The organism is Mycolicibacterium fluoranthenivorans (assembly GCF_011758805.1).
In the GTDB taxonomy this organism is placed as follows: Bacteria; Actinomycetota; Actinomycetes; order Mycobacteriales; family Mycobacteriaceae; genus Mycobacterium; species Mycobacterium fluoranthenivorans.
This window is the reverse complement of the sequence record NZ_JAANOW010000003.1, coordinates 193,339-216,318: the sequence shown is the minus strand read 5'-3', so window position 1 is coordinate 216,318 and position 22,980 is coordinate 193,339. Positions and strand designations below refer to the sequence as shown.

The following is a 22,980-nucleotide window of genomic DNA, read 5'->3' as shown; positions in this document are numbered from 1 at the left end:
TTACAAAGCCTCCAGCAGTCGGCGTCGGTGCAGGGTGGGATCGCCCCAGGCCGAGCGCAGCGCCTGCACCCGCAGCAGCAGCAGCGACAGGTCGTGTTCCTGGGTGAAGCCGATGGCGCCGTGGGTCTGTAGTGAGGATCGTGCGGCCAGCAGCGCGGCGTCGGCCGCGGCCACCTTGGCTGCGCTGATATCGCGTGCGGTCTCCGGCGAACCCTCGGCCAGGGCCAGCGCCGCGCCGTACACCAGCGGGCGGGCGAGCTCGACGGCGATGTGCACGTCGGCCAGCTTGTGTTTGAGTGCCTGATAGGAGCCGATGATCCGGCCGAACTGGGTGCGCTGCTTGGCGTACTCGACGGACTGGTCGAGCATGGCCTGGCCCGCGCCGACCAGTTGGGCAGCGGTGGCCAGCACGCCGAACTCATACGCGCGGGCGGTGTCCGCGGCCTGCGACGGGCCGGATGCGGTGACGTCGAACAGCGTCCGGGTCGGGTCCACGGACTCGTGGGCCGCGCCCCCCTGAATGTCGATGCCGGCCTCGGCGACCTGCCCGTCGGTGGCCAGCAGGGTCAGCCCGGCCACGTCGGCATTCACCGCGCGCGGCACCGACGGCGGCAGTGCGACGGTGGCGATCAGCTCGCCCGATGCGAGTTGTGCGGACCGTTCGCCCCACTCCTCCACGCCGGCGAGCAGAATCGGCGCCACGGCGATGGATTCGGTGACCGGTCCGGGGACCGCCCAGTAGCCGAGGCGTTCCAGGGCGACCACCAGATCCACCGGGTGCGCGTCGATGCCGTCGAACTTCTCCGGCACCAGCAGCGCCGTGACCCCGAGGTCGGCCAGCTGGGCCCACACCTTGCGGCCCGCGGCGGTGTCACCGGAGGCCCAGGCGCGCACGGCGGCGGGCACATCGGCAGCGCTCAGGGCGGCGTCGATACTGGACGCGAAATCTCGCTGCTGATCGTCGATCTCGAAGTTCACTTCGGCTTCCCCCCAGAAATCTCACGCGGCAGGCCCAGCAATCGCTCGGCGATGATGTTGCGCTGGATCTCATTGGTGCCCGCATAGATCGGGCCGCCGAGGGCGAAGAGCAGCCCCTCGGTCCAGTGGTCCACGATCTCGGCGTCTGCGCCCTGCATGTCGAGGGCGGTCTGGTGCAGTGCGACGTCCAGCTCGGACCAGAACACCTTGGTCACCGACGACTCCGCACCCAGCTCACCGCCGCCGGCCAGCCGGGTGACGGTGCCGAAGGTGTGTAGCCGGTAGGCCTGGGCCTTGATCCAGGCGTCGGCCACCCGGTCGGTGAACACCGGGTCGGGGTTGGACTTCCACTGCGCGACAAGTCGTTCCGCGGGCGCGAGGAAGCGCGCCGGGCTGCGCAGCGACATCCCGCGCTCATTGCTCGACGTGCTCATGGCCGCGCGCCAGCCGTCGTGCACACCGCCGATGACGTCCTCGTCGGGCACGAACACGTCGTCGAGGAAGATCTCGCCGAAGCCGGTGTCACCGCCGAGCTGGGCGATCGGTCGTACGGTGATGCCCTCGGCCTTCAGATCGAACATGAAGTACGTCAGGCCCTTGTGTCGTTGTGCTTCCGGGTCGGACCGGAACAGGCCGAAGCCGCGCTCGCCGAACGGCGCCCGCGAGCTCCAGATCTTCTGCCCGTTGAGCTTCCAGCCGCCGTCGACCTTGGTGGCGGTGGACCGCAGGGAGGCAAGGTCGCTGCCGGACTCGGGCTCCGACCAGGCCTGGGCCCAGATCTCCTCGCCGCTGGCCATTTTCGGCAGGACACGGTCCAGCTGTTCCGGCGTGCCGTGCGCGAACAGGGTGGGGGCCAGCATGGAGGTGCCGTTGGCGCTGGCCCGGCCGGGCGCGCCGGCGCGGAAGTACTCCTCCTCGAACACCACCCACTGCAGCAGCGTGGCGTCGCGGCCACCGTACTTCTTCGGCCAGGCGATCACCGACAGGCCGGCGTCGAACAGGATCTTGTCCCAGCGCCGGTGCTGCTCGAAACCCTCGAGCGTGTCGTAGGACTTGGTGGGGAAGGAATCCCGGTTCGCAGCGAGAAACTCGCGGACCTCCGCGCGGAACTCTTCGCTGTCGTCGTCGAACTTCAGATCCATTAGATCATCTCTCGCAGCTGTGGTTTGACCACTTTGCCTCCTGGGTTACGCGGCAGAACATCGAGGAACACCACCGAACGGGGCACCTTGAAATTCGCCAGATGCTCACGCGCATGGGCGATCACCGTCGCCTCGTCGAGCTGGGTTCCGGGCTTGACCACCACGAATGCCTTGCCGACTTCGCCGAGCCGGTCGTCGGGAACCCCGATCACCGCGGAATCGGCGATGCCGTTCAGCCGGGCGAGCACCTGCTCGATCTCGGCGGGGTACACGTTGAACCCGCCGCAGATGTACATGTCCTTGAGCCGGTCGGTGATGGTCAGATTGCCCGCGTCGTCCACGGTGCCGATATCGCCGGTGTGCAACCAGCCGTCGGAATCGATGGCGGCTGCGGTGGCCTCCGGATCGTCGAGGTAGCCCAACATCACATTCGGGCCACGCAGCAGCACCTCGCCGGAGTCGTCGATGCGCAGTTCGAAATCCGCGATCGGCCGACCGCACGTGGTGGCCACGGTGACGGCGTCGTCGTCGGCCCGGCACATGGTGCCGAATCCGCTGGCCTCTGTGAGACCGTAGGCGGTGAGCACGATGTCGATATCGAGCTCCGACTGCATCCGTTCGATGAGCACCACCGGCACCACCGCCGCGCCGGTCACCGCGAAGCGCAGTGAGCTCAGGTCGTACTGGTCGCGGTTCGGGTGGTCCAGCAGCATCTGGTAGATCGTCGGCGGTCCGGGCAGCACGGTGATCTTCTGATCGGCAACGGTTTTCATCGCCAGTTCCGGATCGAAGGTCAGCTGTGGAATGAGGGTGGCGCCGGTTTGCAGGCAGGCGAGGATGCCGGCCTTGAACCCGAAGTTGTGGAAGAACGGGTTGATGCACAGATAGCGGTCGGCGCTGGTGACCTCACCGCACGCGGCCCAGGCGGCCGACGCGTCCAACGACTGCCGGTGTGCACACCGCACACCCTTGCTGCGGCCGGTGGTGCCGGAGGTGAAAAGGATGTCGGACACGTCGTCGGGCTGCACCGCGGCGGCCCGTGCGTCGACCTCGGCCAGAGCTTCGTTCTCCTCGCCGCGGGCCACGAACTCGTCCCAGGTTCCGTCCTGTTCCTCGATGGGCACCCGCACGATGTGGCGCAGCGCCGGCAGCGCGTCCCTGTCGAGCTGTTCGGTGCGGTCCGCGCCGAGGAATCTGCCGGCCGCGATCAGCAGCGGAGCCTCGGTGCGGGCCAGGATGTCGGTGGCCTCGCTGGCGGTGTATCTCGTGTTCAACGGCACGACGACGGCGCCGGCGTAATGGGTGGCCAGCGCGGCGACCACCCAGTGCCACGTGTTGGGGGACCAGATCGCCACCGGGTCGCCTGGGGCCACACCCAGGTCGACGATCGCCGCGGCGGCCTGGCGGACCTCGGTGCGCAGCTGCCCGTAGGTGAGGCGTTTATCCGGCGTGACCAGGGCGTCATGCTCGGACAGCTGTACGGCAATCCGGTCCAGCACCGCTGGAACGGTCCGCTTCACGCTCGTCATTGACGCTCCTCTAACAAAGCAAGTGCTTGGTAGGTTAGCCTACAAGGGTGATAGAGGTCGAGGACTTCCGGGCCGAGGTCCGGCAATGGCTCGCCGATAATCTCGTCGGCGAATACGCGGCGCTGAAGGGCCTCGGTGGCCCCGGTCGCGAGCACGAGGCATTCGAGGAACGCCGGGCGTGGAATCAGCATCTGGCCGCGGCAGGACTGACCTGCCTGGGCTGGCCCGAGGAACACGGCGGCCGCGGTCTGACCGTCGCGCACCGGGTCGCGTTCTACGAGGAGTACGCCAAGGCCGATGCCCCCGACAAGGTGAATCACTTCGGTGAGGAACTGCTCGGGCCCACCCTCATCGCGTTCGGCACCCCCGAACAGCAGGCACGGTTCCTGCCCAAGATCCTCGACGTGACCGAACTGTGGAGTCAGGGTTACTCCGAGCCCGGCGCGGGCAGTGACCTGGCCAACGTGTCGACCTCGGCTGAACTTGTGGGCGACGAGTGGATCATTAATGGCCAGAAGGTGTGGACGTCGCTGGCGCACTGGGCCCAGTGGTGCTTCGTAGTGGCCCGCAGCGAGAAGGGCTCCAAGCGGCACGCCGGACTGTCCTACCTGCTGGTGCCGCTGCAGCAGCCCGGCGTCGAGATCCGTCCGATCATCCAGCTCACCGGCGACTCCGAGTTCAACGAGGTGTTCTTCGACGACGCCCGCACCGACGCCTCGCTGGTCGTGGGGCAGCCCGGCGACGGGTGGCGAGTGGCCATGGGCACGCTGACCTTCGAGCGTGGCGTGTCGACCCTGGGGCAGCAGATTCGCTACGCCCGTGAGCATTCCAATCTCGTCGAGCTGGCCAAACGCACCGGCGCGGCTGACGACCCGCTGATCCGGGAGCGTCTGACCCGGTCCTGGACCGGCCTGAAGGCCATGCGGTCTTATGCGCTGGCCACCATGGATGTTGAGCAGCCCGGCCAGGATAATGTGTCGAAGTTGTTGTGGGCCAACTGGCATCGCGAACTCGGCGAGATCGCCATGGACGTGCGGGGCACCGCCGGACTGACCCTTGACGACGGTGAGTTCGACGAATGGCAACGGCTGTACCTGTTCTCGCGCTCGGACACCATCTACGGCGGCTCCAACGAGATCCAGCGCAACATCATCGCCGAGCGGGTGCTCGGCCTACCCAGGGAAGCCAAAGGATGACCGACCTCTCAGCAGTACCCAAAGAGATTGACGGACACGGACTTCTGAAGGGCAAGGTGGTCCTGGTGACGGCCGCCGCCGGCACCGGCATCGGCTCGACGACCGCGCGCCGGGCCTTGCTGGAAGGCGCCGACGTCGTCATCTCCGATTTCCACGAGCGCCGCCTGAACGAAACCCGCGAGGAACTGGCGTCTCTCGGGCTGGGCAAGGTGGATGCCGTGGTCTGTGACGTCACCTCCACCGAGGCCGTCGACGCCTTGATCGCCGGTGCCGTGGAGAAGGCCGGGCGGATCGACGTGCTGGTGAACAATGCCGGCCTCGGCGGGCAGACCCCGGTCATCGAGATGACCGACGACGAATGGGACCGCGTCCTCAATGTCACGCTGACCTCGGTGATGCGGGCCACCCGGGCCGCGCTGCGGTACTTCCGCGAGGTCGAGCATGGCGGGGTCATCGTGAACAACGCCAGTGTGCTCGGCTGGCGTGCCCAGCACTCGCAGTCGCACTATGCCGCCGCCAAGGCCGGCGTGATGGCGCTGACCCGTTGCAGTGCAATCGAAGCCGTCGAATACGGGGTGCGTATCAACGCGGTGTCCCCGAGTATCGCCCGGCACAAGTTCCTGGAGAAGACATCGTCGGCGGAGTTGCTCGACCGTCTCGCCGGCGACGAGGCCTTCGGCCGGGCAGCCGAACCGTGGGAGATCGCCACCACCATCGCCTTCCTGGCCAGCGACTACTCCAGCTACCTGACCGGCGAGATCATCTCGGTGTCGAGCCAGCGCGCGTAGCTTTCTCCACCCGATAGCGATTCCGCAGATTTCTGTGAATTTGTGGGTTAGCGTCCGATTTCATGCAACAGCTATCGGCGTGGATGGGTGCGGGCCTCGTGACGGCGGGTGTCTCGGCGGCGATGCTCGCCGGCGCGGGCGTGGCTGCGGCCGACACCCCGTCCGGTTCGGACACCGGCACGTCCTCGGCGAGCGCCAACGAGCCGAAGTCCACCACGCACGAACCCGCTGAGACCAAGGCGCCCACCGAGGAAGCCGCCGAAGAGAATTCGGCCAAGCCCGCCGCGACCACCAAGCGTAAGAAGAAGACCCGCGTCACCGCCACTCGCGAGTCGGCGACCACCACGGCAGGCACCACCGCCGACCCGGAACCCCCCGCGGAAAAGCCCGCGCACCGGCGCCGCGCGACAGCGGCGACGGCAAGTCCGACGGTGACCCAGGCGGCCACCCCGACCTCCGAGTCGGCGACGAGAGCGGCCTCGACCACGGTCGCGGTGACCGCTGCGCCCGCCGCCAAAGAATCTGTGGCCCAAAAGGTGTCCGCCTATGCGGCTCCGTTCGCGGCGGCCGGCGCCACCTCCACCCCTAAGGCGCCCGCGGTCGTCGGACTGATCCAGTCGGTCGTCGCCGGTGTCGCGCGCGAGGTCCGGGTGATCATCAACGGTGTCAGCACCGTCGCGGCGGCCGCCGTGCACGCGGTGCAGGTCGTCGCCACCGGCCCGATTCCCAAGTCGCCGGCCGGATTGTTCCAGCACTTCGTCTACACGCCGGTGCACACCGTGGCCGAAGCCTGGATCGACACCGAACTCGGGCACCAGGTCAACGGTGCCATCAACAGACTGGCCGGATCGTATGTGATCGGTGACGGAGCGGCGGGCACCGCCGAACACCCCGACGGTGGTGCCGGCGGCTGGCTGTTCGGCGATGGCGGCGCCGGCTGGACCAGCACCGTGGCCGGGCAGGCCGGTGGCGCGGGTGGCAGGGCTGGGTTGGTCGGCGACGGCGGCATGGGCGGAGCGGGTGGAACCGGGGCGGCCGGTGGCCGCGGGGGGACCGGTGGCCAGCTGATGGGGATCGGGGGCAGCGGCGGCGAGGGCGGGGCCGCAACCACCGGTGGCGCCGGCGGTGCGGGCGGTGACGGGGCCGGGCTGCTGTTCGGGATCGGCGGCGCCGGAGGGCACGGCGGCGACGGCGTGGACGGCGGTCGTGGCGGAAACGGTGGCGACGGCGCGCGGTTGCTGGGCAGCGGCGGCGACGGTGGCGACGCCGGTGACAGCGGTGTCGGGGGTGCCCCGACCGGCCTGCCCGCACTCGGTGGTGCCGGTGGGAATGCGGGTCTGCTCGGAACACACGGTGAGGTAGGGCGTTTCGGTGCTTCCGGCACCGTCGCGGTCACCGCGGGCGGTACCGGCTTGTCCACCACGGGGACGTGGATCACCAACGGCGATGGGCAGGTCGTCATCCTGCACGGCGTCAACGAGGTCTACAAGCTGGCACCCTTCGAGCCGGCCGCCAGCGGTTTCAGCGAGGACGACGCGCAGTTCCTCGCGGCCAACGGGTTCAACGTGGTGCGCCTCGGCGTCATCTGGGCGGCGGTCGAGCCCCAGCCCGGTGTCTACGACACGGAGTATCTGGCGTCGCTGTCGCAGACGGTGCAGATGCTGGCCGACCACGGCATCTACACCCTGCTCGACATGCACCAGGATCTCTACAGCAGCACCTTCGCCGGGGAGGGCGCCCCGGAGTGGGCGACACAGACCGGTGGACTGCCCAACCAGAACTTCGGCTTCCCGGGCAGCTACTACCTGAATCTCGCGATGAACCATGCCTGGACCCAGTTCTGGAACAACGCCGAGTCGCCGACGGGGCTGGGTCTGCAGGATGCCTACGCGCAGATGTGGGAGAACGTCGCAAGCTATTTCAGCGGCAACACCGCGGTGATCGGCTACGACATCATGAACGAGCCGTTCCCCGGATTCTCCTGGCTGCCAACCCTGCTCGGGAGCCCGTTCTTCGGGTACCAGCAGTTGACCCCGTTCTACAACCAGGTCATCTCGGCGATCCGGGCCGTCGACCAGACCACTCCGGTATACATCGAGCCGGCCAATCCGGCGGTGTCCGAGATCCTGGACATCCTCGGGTTCCCCACCAGCCTCGGCACGGTGAGTGACCCGAATGCCGTTCTGGCATTTCATGATTACTGCGGTGGATCGAGCCTGTCCGCGCTGTGCGGGTACATCGCCAAGGCGCTGGCCCGGGGCGCCCACCACTACGCGGCTCAGCACGGGATCCCGGCCTTCATGAACGAGTTCGGGGCCACCAGCGCAAAGGGTGATCTGACCAAGCAGATGCGCGCCGGCGACAGCTACCTGATGAGCTGGTCGGTGTGGGCCTACACCGGCAAGGGTGATATCACCACCAGCGGAACGCATGACGGTGAGGCGCTCGTCTACGACCCGGCGCTGCCGCCGACCGGTGACAACGTCAACACCGGCAATTTGGGCATCCTGTCCGCGCCCTACCCGCAGGCGGTATCGGGCACCCCGAAGTCATGGTCCTACGCCGACGGCACCTTCGCGTTCAGCTATTCCACGGCCAAAGCCGACGGCTCGGGCACCTTCGCGGCGGGCGCGCAGACGACGATCTCGGTCCCGGCGGTGCAGTTCCCGAACGGCTACCAGGTGAGCGTCGTGGGCGGGCACGTCGTCTCGGCCGCCAATGACGCGAAGCTCGTCATCGCCGCGGATGACGGTGCGACCGCGGTGAGTGTCACGGTGACCGGTGCGGCGGCGGGCGCGACTGCGGCCTGAGTGCCAAGCGCCACATATTCGACCTAGCAAGCGCTTGGTTGCTATGCTGCGATGATGGCGACGGAACCGCCCGGGCAGCCGGCGAGCAGGCGTGACGAGCTCCTCGAGCTCGCCGCCACGATGTTCGCGGAGCGCGGCCTGAAGGCGACCACCGTCCGCGATATCGCCGACTCCGCGGGCATCCTGTCGGGCAGCCTGTACCACCACTTCAAGTCCAAAGAACAGATGGTCGAAGAGGTGCTGCGGGACTTCCTGGACTGGCTGTTCGCCAAGTATGAACAGATTGCGGCCACCGAGGCCAGTCCGCTGGAGCGCCTCAAGGGGCTGTTCCTGACCTCTTTCGAGGCCATCGAGCACCGGCACGCGCAGGTCGTCATCTATCAGGACGAGGCCAAACGCTTGTCATCGCTGCCGCAGTTCGCCTTCGTCGACAAACGAAACCGCGAACAGCGCAACATGTGGCTGGACCTGCTGAACCAGGGCATCGCCGACGGCTCGTTCCGGCCCGACCTCGACGTCGATCTGGTCTACCGCTTCATCCGCGACACCACCTGGGTATCGGTCCGCTGGTACCAACCGGGAGGACCTCTCACGGCCGAGGAAGTCGGCCGCCAGTACCTCGCCATCGTTCTCGGCGGCATAACGAAAGAAGGAGATCAGTAATGGGTGAGGCGTACGTCATCGATGCCGTTCGCACTGCGGTCGGCAAGCGTGGAGGATCGCTGTCAGGAGTGCACCCGGTCGACCTGGGTGCCGCCGCCTGGCGCGGGCTGTTCGGGCGAAACGATCTGGACCCCAGCGCGGTCGACGATGTGATCGCCGGCTGCGTGGACGCCATCGGAGGCCAGGCCGGCAACATCGCCCGGCTGTCATGGCTTGCGGCGGGCTACCCTGAGGAAGTTCCAGGGGTGACGGTCGACCGGCAATGCGGTTCGTCGCAGCAGGCCATCTCCTTCGGCGCACAGGCGATCATGTCGGGCACGGCGGACGTGATCGTCGCCGGCGGCATGCAGAACATGAGCCAGATCCCGATCAGCTCGGCGATGATCGTCGGCGAGCAGTTCGGTTTCACCTCGCCCACCAATGAGTCCAAGAGCTGGCTGCACCGGTACGGCGACCAGGAGATCTCGCAGTTCCGCGGCTCCGAGATGATCGCCGAGAAGTGGAACCTCTCGCGGGAGGATATGGAGCAGTACGCCCTCACCAGTCACCAGCGGGCGCAGGAAGCCATTCGAGCCGGTTACTTCGAGAACGAGATCATCCCCGTCCAGGTCGACGGCGTCGGGTTCGTCACCGATGAGGGTCCGCGAGACACCTCGCTGGAAAAGATGGCCGGCCTCAAGACCCTGGTGGAGGGCGGTCGCCTCACCGCGGCGATGGCCAGCCAGATCGCGGATGGTGCCAGTGCCGTACTGCTCGCGTCGGAAGATGCGGTGAAGACGCACGGACTCAAGCCGCGCGCCCGTATCCACCACATCAGTGCCCGGGGCGCCGATCCGGTGTACATGCTCACCGGCCCGATCCCGGCCACCCATTACGCCCTGGAGAAGACCGGCCTGTCGATCGAGGACATCGACACCGTCGAGATCAACGAAGCCTTCGCGCCTGTGGTTCAGGCCTGGATCAAAGAGACCGGCGCGGACCCGGCAAAGGTAAACCCGAGTGGTGGCGCCATCGCCCTCGGACATCCGCTCGGTGCCACCGGAGCCAAGCTGTTCGCCACCATGCTGAACACATTGGAGCGCACCGGCGGCCGCTACGGGTTACAGACGATGTGTGAGGGTGGCGGCACCGCGAACGTCACCATCATCGAACGTCTCTGACCCGGCACGAACAGGGGCGCGGCGCCAAGTTTCCTCCCCCAAGATTCCATCAAGGCGCCGCGCCCATTCTTTGTCTCACCAGCCCATTCGGGGCTCCCGGACAAAGGACCTGCGATGCACACCATCGTCAAGACGGCGGTCGCCGTCACCGCGGCCACCGTCGCCGCGGCATTCGCGATTCCCGCGGCCGCACAGGCGGCATTCCAATCGCCCTCGTCCAACATCACCTGTTACATGGGGCACGACCCCAGTGGAGCCGGGTCCGTCACCTGTGCCATTGCGCAGAAGTACTGGACTGCTCCGCCCCGGCCCGACGACTGCCACCTCGACTGGGGTAGCAGATTGCGACTGGAACAGGCACTGCCGGCCCGCTTCGCCTGCTACGGCCAATCGATGCCCGCACCCGAACAGACGCTGGCCTACGGGACGTCCCTCTCCGACGGCACCCTGGTCTGCTACAGCAAGACCACCGGGATCACCTGCAGCGACACCTACACCGGCCACTACTTCAAGGTGTCGCGGGAGGGCTACGAGCTCGGCTGACCGAGTTGTCCAGAGGAGGCTTTATCGCCGGGTCGGAACGTCGCGGCCTGCGTCGCCCGGGTTCGCCGCTCTAGGGTGCAGGCGTGGGCAATTCTGGAGACAGCGCGGCGCAGAACCAGAGCTTGCTGACCGTCATCATCGCGCTCGGCGCGAATGTGCTTATCGCCGTGGCCAAAACAGCGGTGGCGAGTGTGACCGGATCGGCATCGATGCTGGCCGAGGCGGCGCATTCCTGGGCCGACACCGGTAACGAGGTGTTTCTGCTGATCGGGACTCGCAGGTCGGAGAAGCCGCCGGATGCCGAGCACCGGCTCGGCTACGGCCGGGCCGGTTACATCTGGTCGATGTTCGCGGCCTTCGGGCTGTTCAGTGTCGGGGCCGCGGTGTCGATCTGGCACGGGGTGCAGTCACTGGGCGGCGAGGCAGAAGCGACATCCTATGTCTGGGCCTATGCGGTGCTGGGGGTGTCTTTCCTGCTGGAGGGCACCTCGTTCCTGCAGGCCTTGAACCAGACCAGATCCGGTGCGGCACAGCGCCGGATTCACCCGCTTCGCTATGTCCGCGTGATGTCGAATCCGATGCTGCGGTCGGTGTTCGCCGAGGACTTCTCCGCGCTGATCGGCATCCTGATCGCCGCCGCCGGCATTCTGGCCCATCAGCTCACCGGACACGCGGTCTGGGATGCCATCGGCTCGATCCTGGTGGGCGTCCTGCTCGGTGGTGTCGCGCTCTTCCTCATCGGACGCAATATGGACTTCCTCACCGGTGAGGCCGTCCCGCCACTGGCACGCAATGCGGCGCTGGAGAGTCTGCTGGAGCACAAGGATGTCGAGCGGGTCAGCTACCTGCACATGGAATGGGTAGGTGCGGACCGGATCTACCTGGTGGCCGCCGTCGACCTGGTCGGCGATGCGGCTGAGTCCAATGTCGCCGCCCGGCTCAACGCCATCGCCGACGAACTGCAGTCACGGCCGACCATCGTGCGCGCCGTCCTGACGCTGACTCGGCCGGGTGACCCCACCGATCTACGGCCGGACGAGCTGCCGGACTGGTACCGCTGAGCGGTGCGGGGCGGGTCGAGAGTTATCGGTGTTGGTAGGCGTCGACGCTTCACGTCGAGCAGACTGAGATCATGACCGACCGAGGCACCGACGACAGCGACCGGCACCGCCCGGAGTTCCATCCGTATCACCACCCGGCCGCCGGGTGGGGAGCGGCCGTCAGCGTCACCAAGTTCCTGGCCCGTGAACGTGAGCCGTTCGACGGACCCCGGGCCATCATGAAGATGAATCACGAGAACGGTGGGTTCGACTGCCCCGGCTGTGCGTGGCCCGATGACCTCAAGGGCCTCAAGCTCGACATTTGCGAGAACGGCATCAAACACGTCACGTGGGAGATGACGCGCAAGCGTTGCGGTCCGGAGTTCTTTGCCGCGCATACGGTCTCCGAGCTGGCGGGCTGGAGTGACTTCGCGCTGGAAGACCAGGGCCGGCTGACCGAACCGATGGTCTACAACCCGGATACCGACCACTATGAGCCGATCGGCTGGGCGGAGGCATTCGCCTTGGTCGGCGGGGCCCTTGCCGATCTCGACGACCCGAATCAGGCCGCGTACTACACCTCGGGCCGACTCGGGAACGAAGCGACTTTTCTCTACCAGCTAATGGCCCGCGAGCTGGGGACCAACAATCTTCCGGACTGTTCGAACATGTGTCACGAGGCGAGCGGGCGCGCGATGCAGGCCGCGCTGGGCACCGGTAAGGGCACCGTGGACCTCGCGGACTGGGAGACGGCCGACGCCCTGTTCGTTCTCGGGGTCAACGCCGCGTCCAACGCGCCCCGGATGTTGACCGCGCTGTCGGAGGCCTATCGCCGCGGCGCGCAGATCGTGCACATCAACCCGCTCGTCGAGGGCGGCGCCACCAGGACCATCATCCCGCACGACTTCCTGCGGATGGCGACGTTCAGATCGACCAAGACCAGCACCTTGAACCTGCAACCCAGGATCGGTGGCGATCTGGCCCTGATCCGTGGCATCGCCAAAGTCGTTCTGGAACAGTCGAAGACCGACCCCAAGGCGCTCGACATCGAATTCATCGAACGCTTCACCGCCGGTTTCGAGCAGTACCGCAGCGTGGTCGAAGCCACCCCATGGGACGAGATCGAGCGGAAATGCGGGGTGACCGAGCGTGATATCCGCAGTGCCGCAAAGATCTACCGGGATGCCGACCGCAGCATCATCAGCTGGTGCCTGGGTGTCACCCAGCACGAACACGGCGTCGACACCGTCCGCGAAATCGTCAACCTGCTGCTGCTGCGGGGCAATCTGGGCCGGGAAGGCGCGGGGCCGTCGCCGGTGCGCGGCCACAGCAATGTGCAGGGCAACCGCACCTGCGGTATCGATCACCGACCCACCGAGGACTTCCTGGGCAGGCTGGCCGAGGTCTGCAAGATCGACCCGCCCCGCGCACACGGCCTGGACACCGTCAGGACCATCGAGGCCATGCACAGCGGCGCGCTGAAGGTGTTCGTGGGTATGGGCGGCAACTTCGCCGCCGCCGCACCCGACACCGAATACACCTATGCCGGGCTCCGGAAATGCGAACTCACCGTGCAGGTCAGTACCAAACTGAACCGCAGCCACATCGTCCACGGCCGCCGCGCCCTGATCCTGCCCTGCCTCGGCCGGACCGAGAAGGACCACCAGCGCTCAGGCGTGCAGTCCTGCTCGGTGGAGGATTCGATGAGTATGGTGCACCTGTCGCGCGGAATGAAGACGCCCGCATCCCCGGAGCTGATGTCGGAGCCGGCCATCATCGCGGGTATTGCCGCGGCAGCCCTGCCCGGCAGCGCCACACCATGGCAGTGGTACGTCGAGGATTACGACCGGATCCGCGACACGATGGCCAGGGTGCTTGACGGATTCGAGGACTTCAACCGGCGGGTCCGCCTGCCGCTGGGGTTCCGGATCAAGCAGCCGGCCCGTGAACTCGTCTTCCTGACTCCTTCGGGCAAGGCCGAATTCTGGTCGCCCCCGCTGCCCGACGACAGTGTCGCCGACGACAGCCTCGTCCTTGCGACACTGCGGTCGCACGATCAGTGGAACACCACCGTCTACTCCGACAATGACCGCTACCGCGGTGTGAAGAATTTGCGCACGCTGGTCTTCATGAACGCCGAGGACATGGCCGATCGGGGGATTCGGGAGTTCGACGAGGTCGATATCGTGGCCACCGCACGTGACGGGAGCACGCGATCGCTACGCCGGTACAAGGCCATTCCGTACAGCATTCCCCGAGGGAACGCCGCCGGCTATATGCCGGAGATGAACGTGCTGTGCGCCATCGGCGATTACAGCACGCAGAGCGACCAGCCGATCATGAAGAACATCAAGGTGCGGGTGCAGCGCTCCGGCTGACTTCGGCGACAAGCGCAACCGGAGTCACGCCCGGATGTATTTGGCGGCCGACTCCAGATGCTCGATCGCCTCGGCGACGATCGCCGGAACCAGCTCCGCGCAGGTCGGCAGGTCGTCGATGATGCCGGCCACCTGACCGGAGGCCAGCACGCCGGCGTCGGTGTTGCCCTCGACCAGGCCGGCCTTGAGCAGCATCGGGGTGTTCGCGGCCATCACCACCTGGGACCAGGTCAAATCCTTGCCGTGGCGCATGGCCAGACCATCGGTGACCATCGACTTCCAGGTCATGCCGGACATCTTCTTGAACTTCTGGGCATTGGCCACCGCGGCGGCCAAACCTCGTACCGGAGAGCCACTTTCGAGCTTCTCGACCAGGCCGGTGCGGAGCACTCGGTGTGGCATCCCGTCGACGCGGGTGGATACCACCGTGCCGTCCAGCGCCGCCTCCAGATAGCGCCGCTTCACCGCGTCGGGCACCGTCGAATCGGCGGTCAGCAGGAAGCGGGTACCCATTGCGACTCCTGCGGCACCGTAGGACAAGGCGGCGGCCAGCCCGCGACCGTCGAAGAACCCGCCCGCGGCGATCACCGGCATGCCGGTGTCGGCGACGGCGTCGAGCACCGAGGGCAGCAGCAGCGTGGTGGCGATCGGGCCGGTGTGGCCACCGCCCTCACCGCCCTGCACGATGACCGCGTCGGCCCCCCAGCTCGCCACCTTCTTGGCGTGCTTGGCCAGCCCGACCGAGGGAATGACCACCACGCCGGCTTCTTTGAGCCTGGCGATCAGGTCGGGCTTGGGAGCCAGGGCGAAGGAGGCGACTTTGACTCCTTCGCGGATCAGGAGGTCGACGCGATCATTCGCGTCGCCGGCGTCGGCACGGATATTGATGCCGAACGGTTTGTCGGTGGCCGCCTTGACCTTGGTGACCGCGGTTTGCAGTTCCGCGAGCGTCATGGTCGCCGAGGCGAGGATGCCCAGGCCGCCCGCGTTGGAGGTCGCCGCAACCAGCCGGGCACCAGCGACCCAGCCCATCCCGGTCTGCACGACGGGGTGTTCGATACCGACCAGTTCGGTCAGCGGTGTGACGAGCTTGCTCATGGCTAGACCTTGACTTCCTTGTCGCGCAGCGACTTAGGATCGATCACCTCGCGCAGCAGGCGCTGCTCGTCGGCGTTCGGCAGACGTGTGGTTGGGGCATCGGCCAGCCCGTGCACCTCGAAGGACGTATTGTCGGCCACGTGTTGTGCGTCGACGCCGGGGTGCAGCGAGACTGCGCGGAACTGGTGGTCGGGGCCGTTGAAATCGAACACCCCGAGGTTGCTGACCACCCGGAAGATGTTGGCGAAGCGGTAGGCGGGATTGTCGGGATCGATCTTGTCCCAACCGATCCCGGACACGATGTCCACGGTATCGGTGAACACCCTCTTGGAGTGGTTGCCCACGAAGTAACTGGTGGCGTGGTTGATGGTGTTGCCGGGTGCGCCCCGCACCCCGAACATCTGGCGGGTCGGGTGCTGCACCGGTCCGAACGCAGACAGGTTCTGGTTGCCGTACCGGTCGATCTGGTTGGCGCCCATCACCACATGCCGCCGGCCCCAAGCCAGGGTCTCGAAGACCCGGCCGAAGGGCATCCAGCCCTCGATCGCCGCCGGCGCACCGATGGCCGGGGTGTCGGCGATGATGCGGGCCTCCCCGTCGGTCAGCACGATATCGGGGGAGAAGGTCAGCCGCGCCAGTCGGGCGCCGATCTGCACGATGGTCGTCATCGGCGACACCATGATCTCGCCGGCGTCGCGGAACAGCTCGGCGCACGCGACGGCGCACACCTCGGCACGGGTCACCGACATCACTTGGCCCCTTCTTTCTGTGCTTCGGCGAACTTACGTACCGCTGCTTGGTAATCGGCCTCGCTGCCGGACAGGTAGGTCGCGACGAACTCGGCCCAGGTCTCTTCGGAGCCGGCCGCTTCCGCGTAGTGGCGCTGGAACTTCTCGTCGCGCTTGTAATCGGGTTCGTTGGTGGTGAAATGCGCACCGCCCGGCGCTTCGACCACCGCGTCGACCATCATCCGGTTGATCAGGAGTTGCTGCGGTACGACGGATTTCACGAGCTCTTCGGTGGACACCACCTTCTCCACGCTCAGGAAGCGCTTCTGGGCCGACATCAGGAACAGATCGTCGAAATACGGGTCGATCCCGGTGTAGGCGGCATTGCCGCGCTCGTCGCCGAGGTTCATGTGCACGAACGCCGCGTCGAGATTCAGCGCCGGCATCGCGATCAGTTCCTGGTTGTCATAGGGCGATTTCACCGTCTTGAGCTCGTCACCCCAGAACGCGCGCACATCGCTGCCCAGCCCGGCCCGGATCGGCAGGAACGGCAGGCGTTGTGCGGCGGCCTGCAGGCCACAACGCAGCATGCCCTCGTCCATCTCGCGCGCCTCGATGGCGCCGGTGGTGCGGACCTTGGCGAACCAGGGATCGTAGAACGGCGGCGAGTCCAGCGACACGAAGCCGTAGTAGACGCGCTTGACCTTGCCCGCCGAGCACAACAGACCCAGATCCGGTCCGCCGTAGGTGACCACGGTCAGATTCGTGACATCGGTGCGCAGCAGCGCCCGGATGAAGGCCATCGGCTTGCGACGCGAACCCCAGCCGCCGATACCGATGGTCATCCCGCTCTCGATGGATGAGACGGACTCCTCCAGAGTTGTTCTCTTGTCGGACATTATTTCCCCGCTCGCTTCGCTCGTGCCCGCCGAATCATTTGGACCCCTTGTCGGTGCTGGCGAAGGCGTCGCGGTGCTCATCGGACACACCCGCGAGGTTGAGCTCGAAGGTGAAGCCCTGCTCCATGCGGTATCGCGCGGTGACCGGCTGTACGTCGATGAAGTTCAGCGCTTCCTTGGCGGCGCGGATCACCCGGGTGTCCTTGCTGGCGATATCGCGGGCAACTCGCAGTGCCGATTCGTCGAGATCGGCGCGCGGTACCACCTCGTGCACGGACCCGAAGTGGTGCAGGGTGTTCGCGTCCACGGTGGCCGCGGTGAAGAACAGCCGGCGCATCAGATGCTGGGGCACCAGCCGGGACAGGTGGGTGGCTGCGCCCAGGGCGCCGCGTTCCACCTCGGGGAGGCCGAACTTCGCGTCGTCGGAGGCGACGATGACATCGGCGTTGCCGACGAGCCCGATCCCGCCGCCGACGCAGAAGCCGTTGACGGCCGCGACCACCGGCACCTCGCATTCGTACACGGCTTTGAATGCGTGATAGCAGCCGCGGTTGGCGTCGATGAGCGCGGTGAAGCCTTCGGTGTTCTGCATCTCTTTGATGTCCACGCCGGCGTTGAAGCCGCGGCCTTCGGCCCGCAGGATCACCACGTGGGTGCTGCGGTCACGGCCGGCGGCGGTGATGGCATCGCCGAGCTCGAACCATCCGCGGGACGGGATGGCATTGACCGGTGGGTAGTTGACGGTGACCGAGACGATGCCCGGTTCGACTGTCGCGGTGGTGATGGTCATCAGTCACTTCCTGGAGGGGTCGCTACCTAAGCAAGCACTTGCTTGGTACGCTAGCACAGTGACTGACGCGGCTGGAATCAATCTGCAACTCGCGGGCCGGGTGGTCCTGGTGACCGGCGGGGTGCGTGGGGTCGGCGCCGGGATCAGTGCGGTGTTCGCAGCTCAGGGGGCCACCGTCGTGACGTGTGCGCGCCGCCCGGTGGAGGGTTCGCCGTATGAGTTCCATTCGTGCGATATCCGGGACGACGATTCGGTGAAGGCCCTCATGGACGCGATCGTCGCTGCCCACGGCCGTCTGGATGTGGTGGTCAACAACGCCGGCGGCTCGCCCTATGTGCTCGCCGCCGACGCCTCGGCGAAGTTCAGCACCAAGATCATCGAACTCAATCTGCTCGGTGCGCTGTCGGTATCCACGCACGCCAACGCCGTGATGCAGACCCAGGACACCGGCGGTTCGATCGTCAACATCTCCAGCGTCAGTGGGCACCGGCCGACGCCGGGCACCGCGGCCTACGGGGCAGCCAAGGCGGGTATCGACAACCTCACCTCCACCCTGGCCGTGGAATGGGCGCCCAAGGTGCGGGTCAACTCGGTGGTGGTCGGCATGGTGGAGACCGAACAGTCCGAGCTGTTCTACGGCGACGCCGACTCCATCGCGGCCATCTCCAAGAATGTGCCTTTGGGTCGCCTCGCCAAGCCGGCCGATATCGGTTGGGCAACAGCGTTTCTGGCTTCCGAAGCAGCGTCCTATATCAGTGGTGCCTCGCTACAGGTGCACGGCGGTGGCGAGCCGCCGCACTACCTGAGCACCACGACCGCCGACATCAAATAAAGGAGAGACAACAATGGGTTTGCTTGACGGCCGCGTGGTCATCGTGACGGGTGCCGGTGGCGGGATCGGCCGGGCGCATGCGCTCGCCTTCGCCGCCGAAGGGGCGCGCGTGGTGGTCAACGACATCGGTGTCGGTCTGGACGGTTCGCCCGCCGGTGGCGGCAGCGCCGCACAGAGCGTCGTCGACGAGATCGTCGCTGCCGGCGGCGAAGCCGTCACCAGCGGCGCGAACGTTGCGGACTGGGCACAGGCCGAGGGGCTCATCCAGACCGCGGTCGACGCGTTCGGGGGGCTCGACGTGCTGGTCAACAACGCCGGCATCGTGCGGGACCGGATGTTCGCCAACACCTCGGAAGAGGAATTCGACGCCGTCACGGCCGTCCACCTCAAGGGGCACTTCGCCACCATGAAGCACGCCGCGGCCTACTGGCGAGCCCAGTCTAAGGCCGGTAACACCGTCGACGCCCGCATCATCAACACCAGCTCGGGCGCCGGTCTGCAGGGCAGTGTCGGGCAGGCCAACTACAGCGCATCCAAGGCGGGTATCGCCGCGCTGACCCTGGTGGCCGCCGCGGAGATGGGCCGTTACGGCGTCAGCGTCAACGCGATTGCGCCGTCGGCGCGCACGCGCATGACCGAAACCGTGTTCGCGGACATGATGTCCACGCAGGGCGCCGATTTCGACGCCATGGCCCCGGAGAACATCTCACCGCTGGTGGTATGGCTGGGCAGTGTCGAGGCCAAGGGCGTCACGGGCCGGGTGTTCGAGGTCGAAGGCGGCATCATCCGGGTCGCCGAGGGCTGGGCCCGCGGCGCCGAGATCGACAAGGGTGCAAAGTGGGATCCGGCCGAACTCGGCCCGGTGGTCACCGACCTGCTGGCCAAGTCCCGCACACCGCTGCCGGTGTTCGGCGCCTAGGCACCTGGGCGCCCGCTCGGCCCCCGGCGCCGTGGCGCGGCGGGGGCCCGCTTACGCGGGATCGCAGATGACGATCGGGATCTTGCGCTCGGTGTAGGAGCGGTAGTTCACGAAGTCGGCGTACATGGCGTCGAGCTTGGGCCAGTACTCGTCGCGCTCGGCGTCCGTGGCGTCACGTGCGGTCAGCGTCAGCGTTTCGTGCTTGGTCTGGAACGACACCTTCGGGTGGGCCCGCAGGTTCAGGTACCACATCGGGTTGGTGTCGCGACCACCCTGCGACGCGACCAGGACGATGCGTTCGCCCTCCTGGAGGTACAGCAGCGGGCTGTCGCGGAGTTCACCGGATTTACGGCCGGTTGTGGTGAGGATGCCGACCTCGGCGCCGTGCAGGAACTTGTCGCCCAGGCGGCCATTGGTCTTCTTGAACAGCCAGGTCTGAGCGCGTGACATCCATTTGATCGCGGTGCCAACGCCCTTCGAGTTCAGCGACTCGATCTGTTTGGGGCTGAGCGGACGCGACTGCTTGGCAGGCTTGGACATCGAGGTGCGGACCCTATCGACTGATGAATGGTGTCAGTGCGGCGCGGATGTGGTGGATCTGCGCCGCACCACTGGGATCGGACGCCGGGATCAGGAAGGTCTCATCGACATGCGAGTTCACCCGGCGGCCGAACAGTCGCGGTTTGGTCAGCACGTCGAACTTCGCCCGGACGTGGTCGCCGTCGACGGTGAACTCGGGTGGTGTCGTCGCTTCGATGATTTTGAACTGCGGACCGTGGTTGAGGCTGCGCCGCAGGTGATCTCCGGAACGACCGGTCTTCAGGCCCATCTCGATCCGGATGCAGTCCGGTGTGAACGGCACGTCATCGGCACGGTGTGTCACCAGGGCATCGATATACGCCTGGGCCGCCGCGATACGGTCCGCTTCTGACAGTGACACCGACGGGCTCAGATTCTTTCGATGATGGTGGCGGTGGACAGGGCGCCACCCGCACACATGGTGATGAGCGCGGTGCTCCTGTCGGTCCGCTCGAGCTCGTGCAGCGCCGTGGTGATGAGCCGCGCACCCGTCGAACCGACCGGATGGCCCAGCGCGATCGCGCCGCCGTTGACGTTGACCTTGTCCATATCGGCGTCATGCACCCGCGCCCAGGACAATACGACCGAGGCGAAGGCCTCGTTGATCTCGACGAGGTCGATATCGCCGAGCTTCATCCCGGCCTTCTCCAACACCCGTGCGGTGGACTGGACCGGCCCGTCGAGGTGGTAGTAGGTCTCGGCGCCCACGTTGGCCTGCGAGATGATCCGGGCCCGCGGCTTCAGGCCATGGGCTTTGGCCACATCGCTGTCCATCCACAGCACCGCGGCGGCGCCGTCGGAGATCTGCGAGGACGTACCTGCGGTGTGAATACCGCCCTCGATGACCGGCTTCAACGACGCCAGCCCCTCCAGGGTGGTGTCGCGCGGGCCCTGGTCACGAGACACCGGCGCCCACTCTGCGGTCGGCTGCTTGTTCTCGTCGAGGACCGGTGCCGAGATCGGGGAGATCTCACGATCGAAGCGGCCCTCGGCCCAGGCCTGCTTGGCCTTGGCCTGGGACGCCAACCCGAGGGCGTCCACATCGGCGCGGGTGATGCCGCGGCGCTTGGCGATCCGCTCGGCGGCGTCGAACTGGTTGGGCATGTCGATATCCCACGACGCGGCGCGGATGAGGCTGCGGTCGGGACCGGCGTTGGCACCCAGCCCGACCCGGCTCATCGCCTCGATACCGCAGGCGATGCCGACGTCGATCGCGCCGGTGGCGATCAGGCCCGCGATCAGATGGTTGGCCTGCTGGGCGCTGCCACACTGGCAGTCAATGGTCGTGGCGCCGACGTGTTCGGGCAGACCGGCGGTCAGCCAGCCCACGCGGGTGATGTTGTTGGACTGCTCGCCATACTGGGTGACGCAACCGCCGATGACCTGCTCGACGTCACCTGCGTCGATGCCGGCCCTCTCGACCACGGCGCGCTGCACGGCGCCGAGAAGCTCGGTGGCGTGCAGGCCGGACAACCAGCCGTTGCGCTTGCCGATGGGGCTGCGGGTGGCTTCGACGATGACAGGGTTACCCATGTCGCCAGGCTAGAACACGTTCCATTAGTCTGACAAGCCGCGATGCCCCCGTGCCTTTTATCTGCGGTGGAGGCATGTTTTACTGACACTAGAACACGTTGCATTCTTAGGAGCGCAAAGCTATGCCATCCATCATCCCGAGCGACTTCGATCTCCTCGACGCGGCACTCAACCTGGAGCGCCTCCCCGTGGAAGAGCTGGCGGAACTTCGAAAATCCGAGCCCGTCCACTGGGTGGACGTGCCCGGTGGCACCGGCGGATTCGGTGACAAGGGCTACTGGCTCGTCACCAAGCATGCCGACGTCAAAGAGGTGTCCAAGCGCAACGACATCTTCGGCAGCTCGCCCGACGGTGCCATCCCGGTGTGGCCACAGGAGATGACCCGCGAGGCGGTCGACCTGCAGAAGGCCGTGCTGCTGAATATGGATGCCCCGCAGCACACCCGGCTGCGCAAGATCGTCTCCCGCGGATTCACCCCGCGCGCGATCGGCCGCTTGGAGGCCGAACTCGCCGAGCGGGCCCAGAAGATCGCGCAGGCCGCGGCCGCCGAGGGCTCGGGCGACTTCGTCGAGCAGGTGTCGTGTGAACTTCCGCTGCAGGCCATCGCCGGTCTGCTCGGTGTGCCACAAGAGGATCGCGACAAGCTGTTCCGCTGGTCCAACGAGATGACCGCCGGCGAGGATCCTGAGTACGCCGACGTCGACCCGGCGATGTCCTCGTTCGAACTCATCACCTACGCGATGAAGATGGCCGAGGAACGGTCCAAGAACCCGACCGAGGACATCGTCACCAAGCTCATCGAGGCCGATATCGAGGGCGAGAAACTGTCCGACGACGAGTTCGGCTTCTTCGTCGTCATGCTCGCCGTCGCGGGCAACGAGACCACCCGAAACTCCATCACCCACGGCATGATCGCCTTCTCGCAGCACCCCGAGCAGTGGGAGCTCTACAAGAAGGAGCGCCCCGGTACCACTGCCGACGAGATCGTCCGCTGGGCCACGCCGGTGTCGGCCTTCCAGCGCACCGCGCTCGAGGACACCGAACTGGGCGGCGTGGCGATCAAGAAGGGCGAGCGTGTGGTGATGTCCTACCGCTCGGCCAACTTCGACGACGAGGTTTTTGACGCTCCTCACGACTTCAATATCCTTCGGGACCCGAATCCGCACGTCGGGTTCGGCGGCACCGGCGCGCACTACTGCATCGGCGCCAACCTGGCTCGGATGACCATCAACCTGATCTTCAACTCGGTCGCCGATCACATGCCCGACCTGAAGCCGATCGGCGAGCCCGAGCGGCTGAAGTCCGGCTGGCTCAATGGTATTAAGCATTGGCAGGTCGACTACACCGGTAAGTGACCAGTCTGTCACTGGCCGCA

Annotated in this window: 21 protein-coding genes; 11 read left to right on the top strand and 10 right to left on the bottom strand. The window is 66.6% G+C overall.

Annotated elements, in window-relative coordinates; genetic code table 11:
- The 3 genes from FHU31_RS24330 to fadD3 are packed head-to-tail and all read right to left on the bottom strand — an operon-like array spanning nt 1 to nt 3,649.
- Entirely contained in the window at nt 1-978 is a 978-nt protein-coding gene (locus tag FHU31_RS24330) for an acyl-CoA dehydrogenase family protein (RefSeq protein WP_167163307.1), read from the bottom strand.
- Nucleotides 975-2,120 (bottom strand): acyl-CoA dehydrogenase family protein, encoded by a 1,146-nt coding sequence (locus tag FHU31_RS24325; RefSeq protein ID WP_167163306.1) that lies wholly within the window; start codon nt 2,118-2,120, stop codon nt 975-977. Before FHU31_RS24325 ends, FHU31_RS24330 begins: the two co-directional genes overlap by 4 nt.
- On the bottom strand, nt 2,120-3,649 hold the full coding sequence (gene fadD3 / locus FHU31_RS24320) for a 3-((3aS,4S,7aS)-7a-methyl-1,5-dioxo-octahydro-1H-inden-4-yl)propanoate--CoA ligase FadD3 (protein WP_167163305.1): 1,530 nt from the start codon (nt 3,647-3,649) through the stop codon (nt 2,120-2,122). The genes FHU31_RS24325 and fadD3 overlap by 1 nt, the downstream gene beginning before the upstream one ends.
- A 47-nt stretch (nt 3,650-3,696) precedes the next feature.
- Between fadD3 and ipdE1 the strand changes: the two genes are divergently transcribed.
- From ipdE1 to FHU31_RS24280, 8 genes are all read left to right on the top strand, one after another.
- Entirely contained in the window at nt 3,697-4,845 is a 1,149-nt protein-coding gene (ipdE1, locus tag FHU31_RS24315; RefSeq protein WP_167163304.1) for an acyl-CoA dehydrogenase IpdE1, read from the top strand.
- Complete coding sequence (gene ipdF, locus FHU31_RS24310; protein ID WP_167163303.1) at nt 4,842-5,633, top strand: (5R,7aS)-5-hydroxy-7a-methyl-1-oxo-2,3,5,6,7,7a-hexahydro-1H-indene-carboxyl-CoA reductase; 792 nt, start codon at nt 4,842-4,844, stop codon at nt 5,631-5,633. The genes ipdE1 and ipdF overlap by 4 nt, the downstream gene beginning before the upstream one ends.
- Before the next feature lie 62 nt (nt 5,634-5,695).
- Nucleotides 5,696-8,443, top strand: coding sequence for a cellulase family glycosylhydrolase (locus FHU31_RS31905; protein WP_272953484.1), 2,748 nt, complete (start codon nt 5,696-5,698; stop codon nt 8,441-8,443).
- A gap of 54 nt (nt 8,444-8,497) precedes the next feature.
- Nucleotides 8,498-9,106 carry a TetR family transcriptional regulator KstR2 gene (kstR2, locus tag FHU31_RS24300; protein ID WP_090354231.1) on the top strand — a complete coding sequence of 203 codons (609 nt, stop codon included), beginning with the start codon at nt 8,498-8,500 and terminating at the stop codon, nt 9,104-9,106.
- The gene (gene fadA6, locus FHU31_RS24295) at nt 9,106-10,266 is read left to right on the top strand and encodes a steroid 3-ketoacyl-CoA thiolase FadA6 (RefSeq protein WP_167163302.1); all 1,161 of its coding nucleotides are present in this window, start codon (nt 9,106-9,108) and stop codon (nt 10,264-10,266) included. The genes kstR2 and fadA6 overlap by 1 nt, the downstream gene beginning before the upstream one ends.
- A 114-nt stretch (nt 10,267-10,380) precedes the next feature.
- Nucleotides 10,381-10,809: a DUF6636 domain-containing protein gene (locus FHU31_RS24290; RefSeq protein ID WP_167163301.1), complete on the top strand. Its 429-nt coding sequence runs from the start codon at nt 10,381-10,383 to the stop codon at nt 10,807-10,809.
- A gap of 83 nt (nt 10,810-10,892) precedes the next feature.
- Nucleotides 10,893-11,870 carry a cation diffusion facilitator family transporter gene (locus FHU31_RS24285; RefSeq protein ID WP_167163300.1) on the top strand — a complete coding sequence of 326 codons (978 nt, stop codon included), beginning with the start codon at nt 10,893-10,895 and terminating at the stop codon, nt 11,868-11,870.
- A 71-nt stretch (nt 11,871-11,941) separates the two neighbouring features.
- Complete coding sequence (locus FHU31_RS24280) at nt 11,942-14,227, top strand: FdhF/YdeP family oxidoreductase (RefSeq protein ID WP_167163299.1); 2,286 nt, start codon at nt 11,942-11,944, stop codon at nt 14,225-14,227.
- Between the two features lie 24 nt (nt 14,228-14,251).
- Here the strand turns inward: FHU31_RS24280 and ipdC are convergent, their stop codons facing one another.
- Genes ipdC through echA20 form a run of 4 tightly spaced genes read right to left on the bottom strand, consistent with a single transcriptional unit; the run spans nt 14,252 to nt 17,742 of the window.
- Nucleotides 14,252-15,325 (bottom strand): (3aS,4S,5R,7aS)-5-hydroxy-7a-methyl-1-oxo-octahydro-1H-indene-4-carboxyl-CoA dehydrogenase, encoded by a 1,074-nt coding sequence (gene ipdC, locus FHU31_RS24275; protein ID WP_167163298.1) that lies wholly within the window; start codon nt 15,323-15,325, stop codon nt 14,252-14,254.
- A 2-nt stretch (nt 15,326-15,327) separates the two neighbouring features.
- Nucleotides 15,328-16,077: a cholesterol ring-cleaving hydrolase subunit IpdB gene (gene ipdB, locus FHU31_RS24270; protein WP_167163297.1), complete on the bottom strand. Its 750-nt coding sequence runs from the start codon at nt 16,075-16,077 to the stop codon at nt 15,328-15,330.
- Nucleotides 16,074-16,952, bottom strand: a complete 879-nt coding sequence (locus FHU31_RS24265) for a CoA transferase subunit A (RefSeq protein ID WP_167163296.1) — start codon at nt 16,950-16,952, stop codon at nt 16,074-16,076. Before FHU31_RS24265 ends, ipdB begins: the two co-directional genes overlap by 4 nt.
- 34 nt (nt 16,953-16,986) lie before the next feature.
- Nucleotides 16,987-17,742 (bottom strand): (7aS)-7a-methyl-1,5-dioxo-2,3,5,6,7,7a-hexahydro-1H-indene-carboxyl-CoA hydrolase, encoded by a 756-nt coding sequence (gene echA20 / locus FHU31_RS24260; protein ID WP_167163295.1) that lies wholly within the window; start codon nt 17,740-17,742, stop codon nt 16,987-16,989.
- A 58-nt stretch (nt 17,743-17,800) separates the two neighbouring features.
- Here echA20 and FHU31_RS24255 point away from each other — a divergent pair, with 58 nt between their 5' ends.
- Together FHU31_RS24255 and FHU31_RS24250 are read left to right on the top strand one after the other, a co-directional pair.
- A complete protein-coding gene (locus tag FHU31_RS24255) occupies nt 17,801-18,574 on the top strand; it encodes an SDR family oxidoreductase (RefSeq protein ID WP_167163294.1) in 774 nt (257 codons plus the stop codon).
- 13 nt (nt 18,575-18,587) lie between these two features.
- Entirely contained in the window at nt 18,588-19,493 is a 906-nt protein-coding gene (locus FHU31_RS24250) for an SDR family oxidoreductase (protein ID WP_167163293.1), read from the top strand.
- A gap of 51 nt (nt 19,494-19,544) precedes the next feature.
- Here the strand turns inward: FHU31_RS24250 and FHU31_RS24245 are convergent, their stop codons facing one another.
- From FHU31_RS24245 to FHU31_RS24235, 3 genes are read right to left on the bottom strand one after another with little or no spacing between them, the layout of a single operon-like run.
- Nucleotides 19,545-20,033 carry a nitroreductase family deazaflavin-dependent oxidoreductase gene (locus FHU31_RS24245; RefSeq protein WP_167163292.1) on the bottom strand — a complete coding sequence of 163 codons (489 nt, stop codon included), beginning with the start codon at nt 20,031-20,033 and terminating at the stop codon, nt 19,545-19,547.
- A gap of 13 nt (nt 20,034-20,046) precedes the next feature.
- A complete protein-coding gene (locus tag FHU31_RS24240) occupies nt 20,047-20,433 on the bottom strand; it encodes a DUF8021 domain-containing protein (protein ID WP_167163291.1) in 387 nt (128 codons plus the stop codon).
- Nucleotides 20,434-20,441: 8 nt separating this feature from the next.
- The gene (locus FHU31_RS24235) at nt 20,442-21,605 is read right to left on the bottom strand and encodes a steroid 3-ketoacyl-CoA thiolase (protein WP_167163290.1); all 1,164 of its coding nucleotides are present in this window, start codon (nt 21,603-21,605) and stop codon (nt 20,442-20,444) included.
- 122 nt (nt 21,606-21,727) lie between these two features.
- Between FHU31_RS24235 and FHU31_RS24230 the strand changes: the two genes are divergently transcribed.
- Nucleotides 21,728-22,960 (top strand): cytochrome P450, encoded by a 1,233-nt coding sequence (locus FHU31_RS24230; protein ID WP_167163289.1) that lies wholly within the window; start codon nt 21,728-21,730, stop codon nt 22,958-22,960.
- Nucleotides 22,961-22,980 lie beyond the last annotated feature (20 nt).

Coding starts and splice junctions, on each gene's coding strand:
- FHU31_RS24325 (WP_167163306.1), bottom strand. CDS start 2,120: ATGGATCTGAAGTTCGACGACGACAGCGAAGAGTTCCGCGCGGAGGTC.
- fadD3 (WP_167163305.1), bottom strand. CDS start 3,649: ATGACGAGCGTGAAGCGGACCGTTCCAGCGGTGCTGGACCGGATTGCC.
- ipdF (WP_167163303.1), top strand. CDS start 4,842: ATGACCGACCTCTCAGCAGTACCCAAAGAGATTGACGGACACGGACTT.
- FHU31_RS31905 (WP_272953484.1), top strand. CDS start 5,696: ATGCAACAGCTATCGGCGTGGATGGGTGCGGGCCTCGTGACGGCGGGT.
- kstR2 (WP_090354231.1), top strand. CDS start 8,498: ATGGCGACGGAACCGCCCGGGCAGCCGGCGAGCAGGCGTGACGAGCTC.
- fadA6 (WP_167163302.1), top strand. CDS start 9,106: ATGGGTGAGGCGTACGTCATCGATGCCGTTCGCACTGCGGTCGGCAAG.
- FHU31_RS24290 (WP_167163301.1), top strand. CDS start 10,381: ATGCACACCATCGTCAAGACGGCGGTCGCCGTCACCGCGGCCACCGTC.
- FHU31_RS24280 (WP_167163299.1), top strand. CDS start 11,942: ATGACCGACCGAGGCACCGACGACAGCGACCGGCACCGCCCGGAGTTC.
- ipdC (WP_167163298.1), bottom strand. CDS start 15,325: ATGAGCAAGCTCGTCACACCGCTGACCGAACTGGTCGGTATCGAACAC.
- FHU31_RS24265 (WP_167163296.1), bottom strand. CDS start 16,952: ATGTCCGACAAGAGAACAACTCTGGAGGAGTCCGTCTCATCCATCGAG.
- echA20 (WP_167163295.1), bottom strand. CDS start 17,742: ATGACCATCACCACCGCGACAGTCGAACCGGGCATCGTCTCGGTCACC.
- FHU31_RS24250 (WP_167163293.1), top strand. CDS start 18,588: ATGGGTTTGCTTGACGGCCGCGTGGTCATCGTGACGGGTGCCGGTGGC.
- FHU31_RS24245 (WP_167163292.1), bottom strand. CDS start 20,033: ATGTCCAAGCCTGCCAAGCAGTCGCGTCCGCTCAGCCCCAAACAGATC.
- FHU31_RS24235 (WP_167163290.1), bottom strand. CDS start 21,605: ATGGGTAACCCTGTCATCGTCGAAGCCACCCGCAGCCCCATCGGCAAG.
- FHU31_RS24230 (WP_167163289.1), top strand. CDS start 21,728: ATGCCATCCATCATCCCGAGCGACTTCGATCTCCTCGACGCGGCACTC.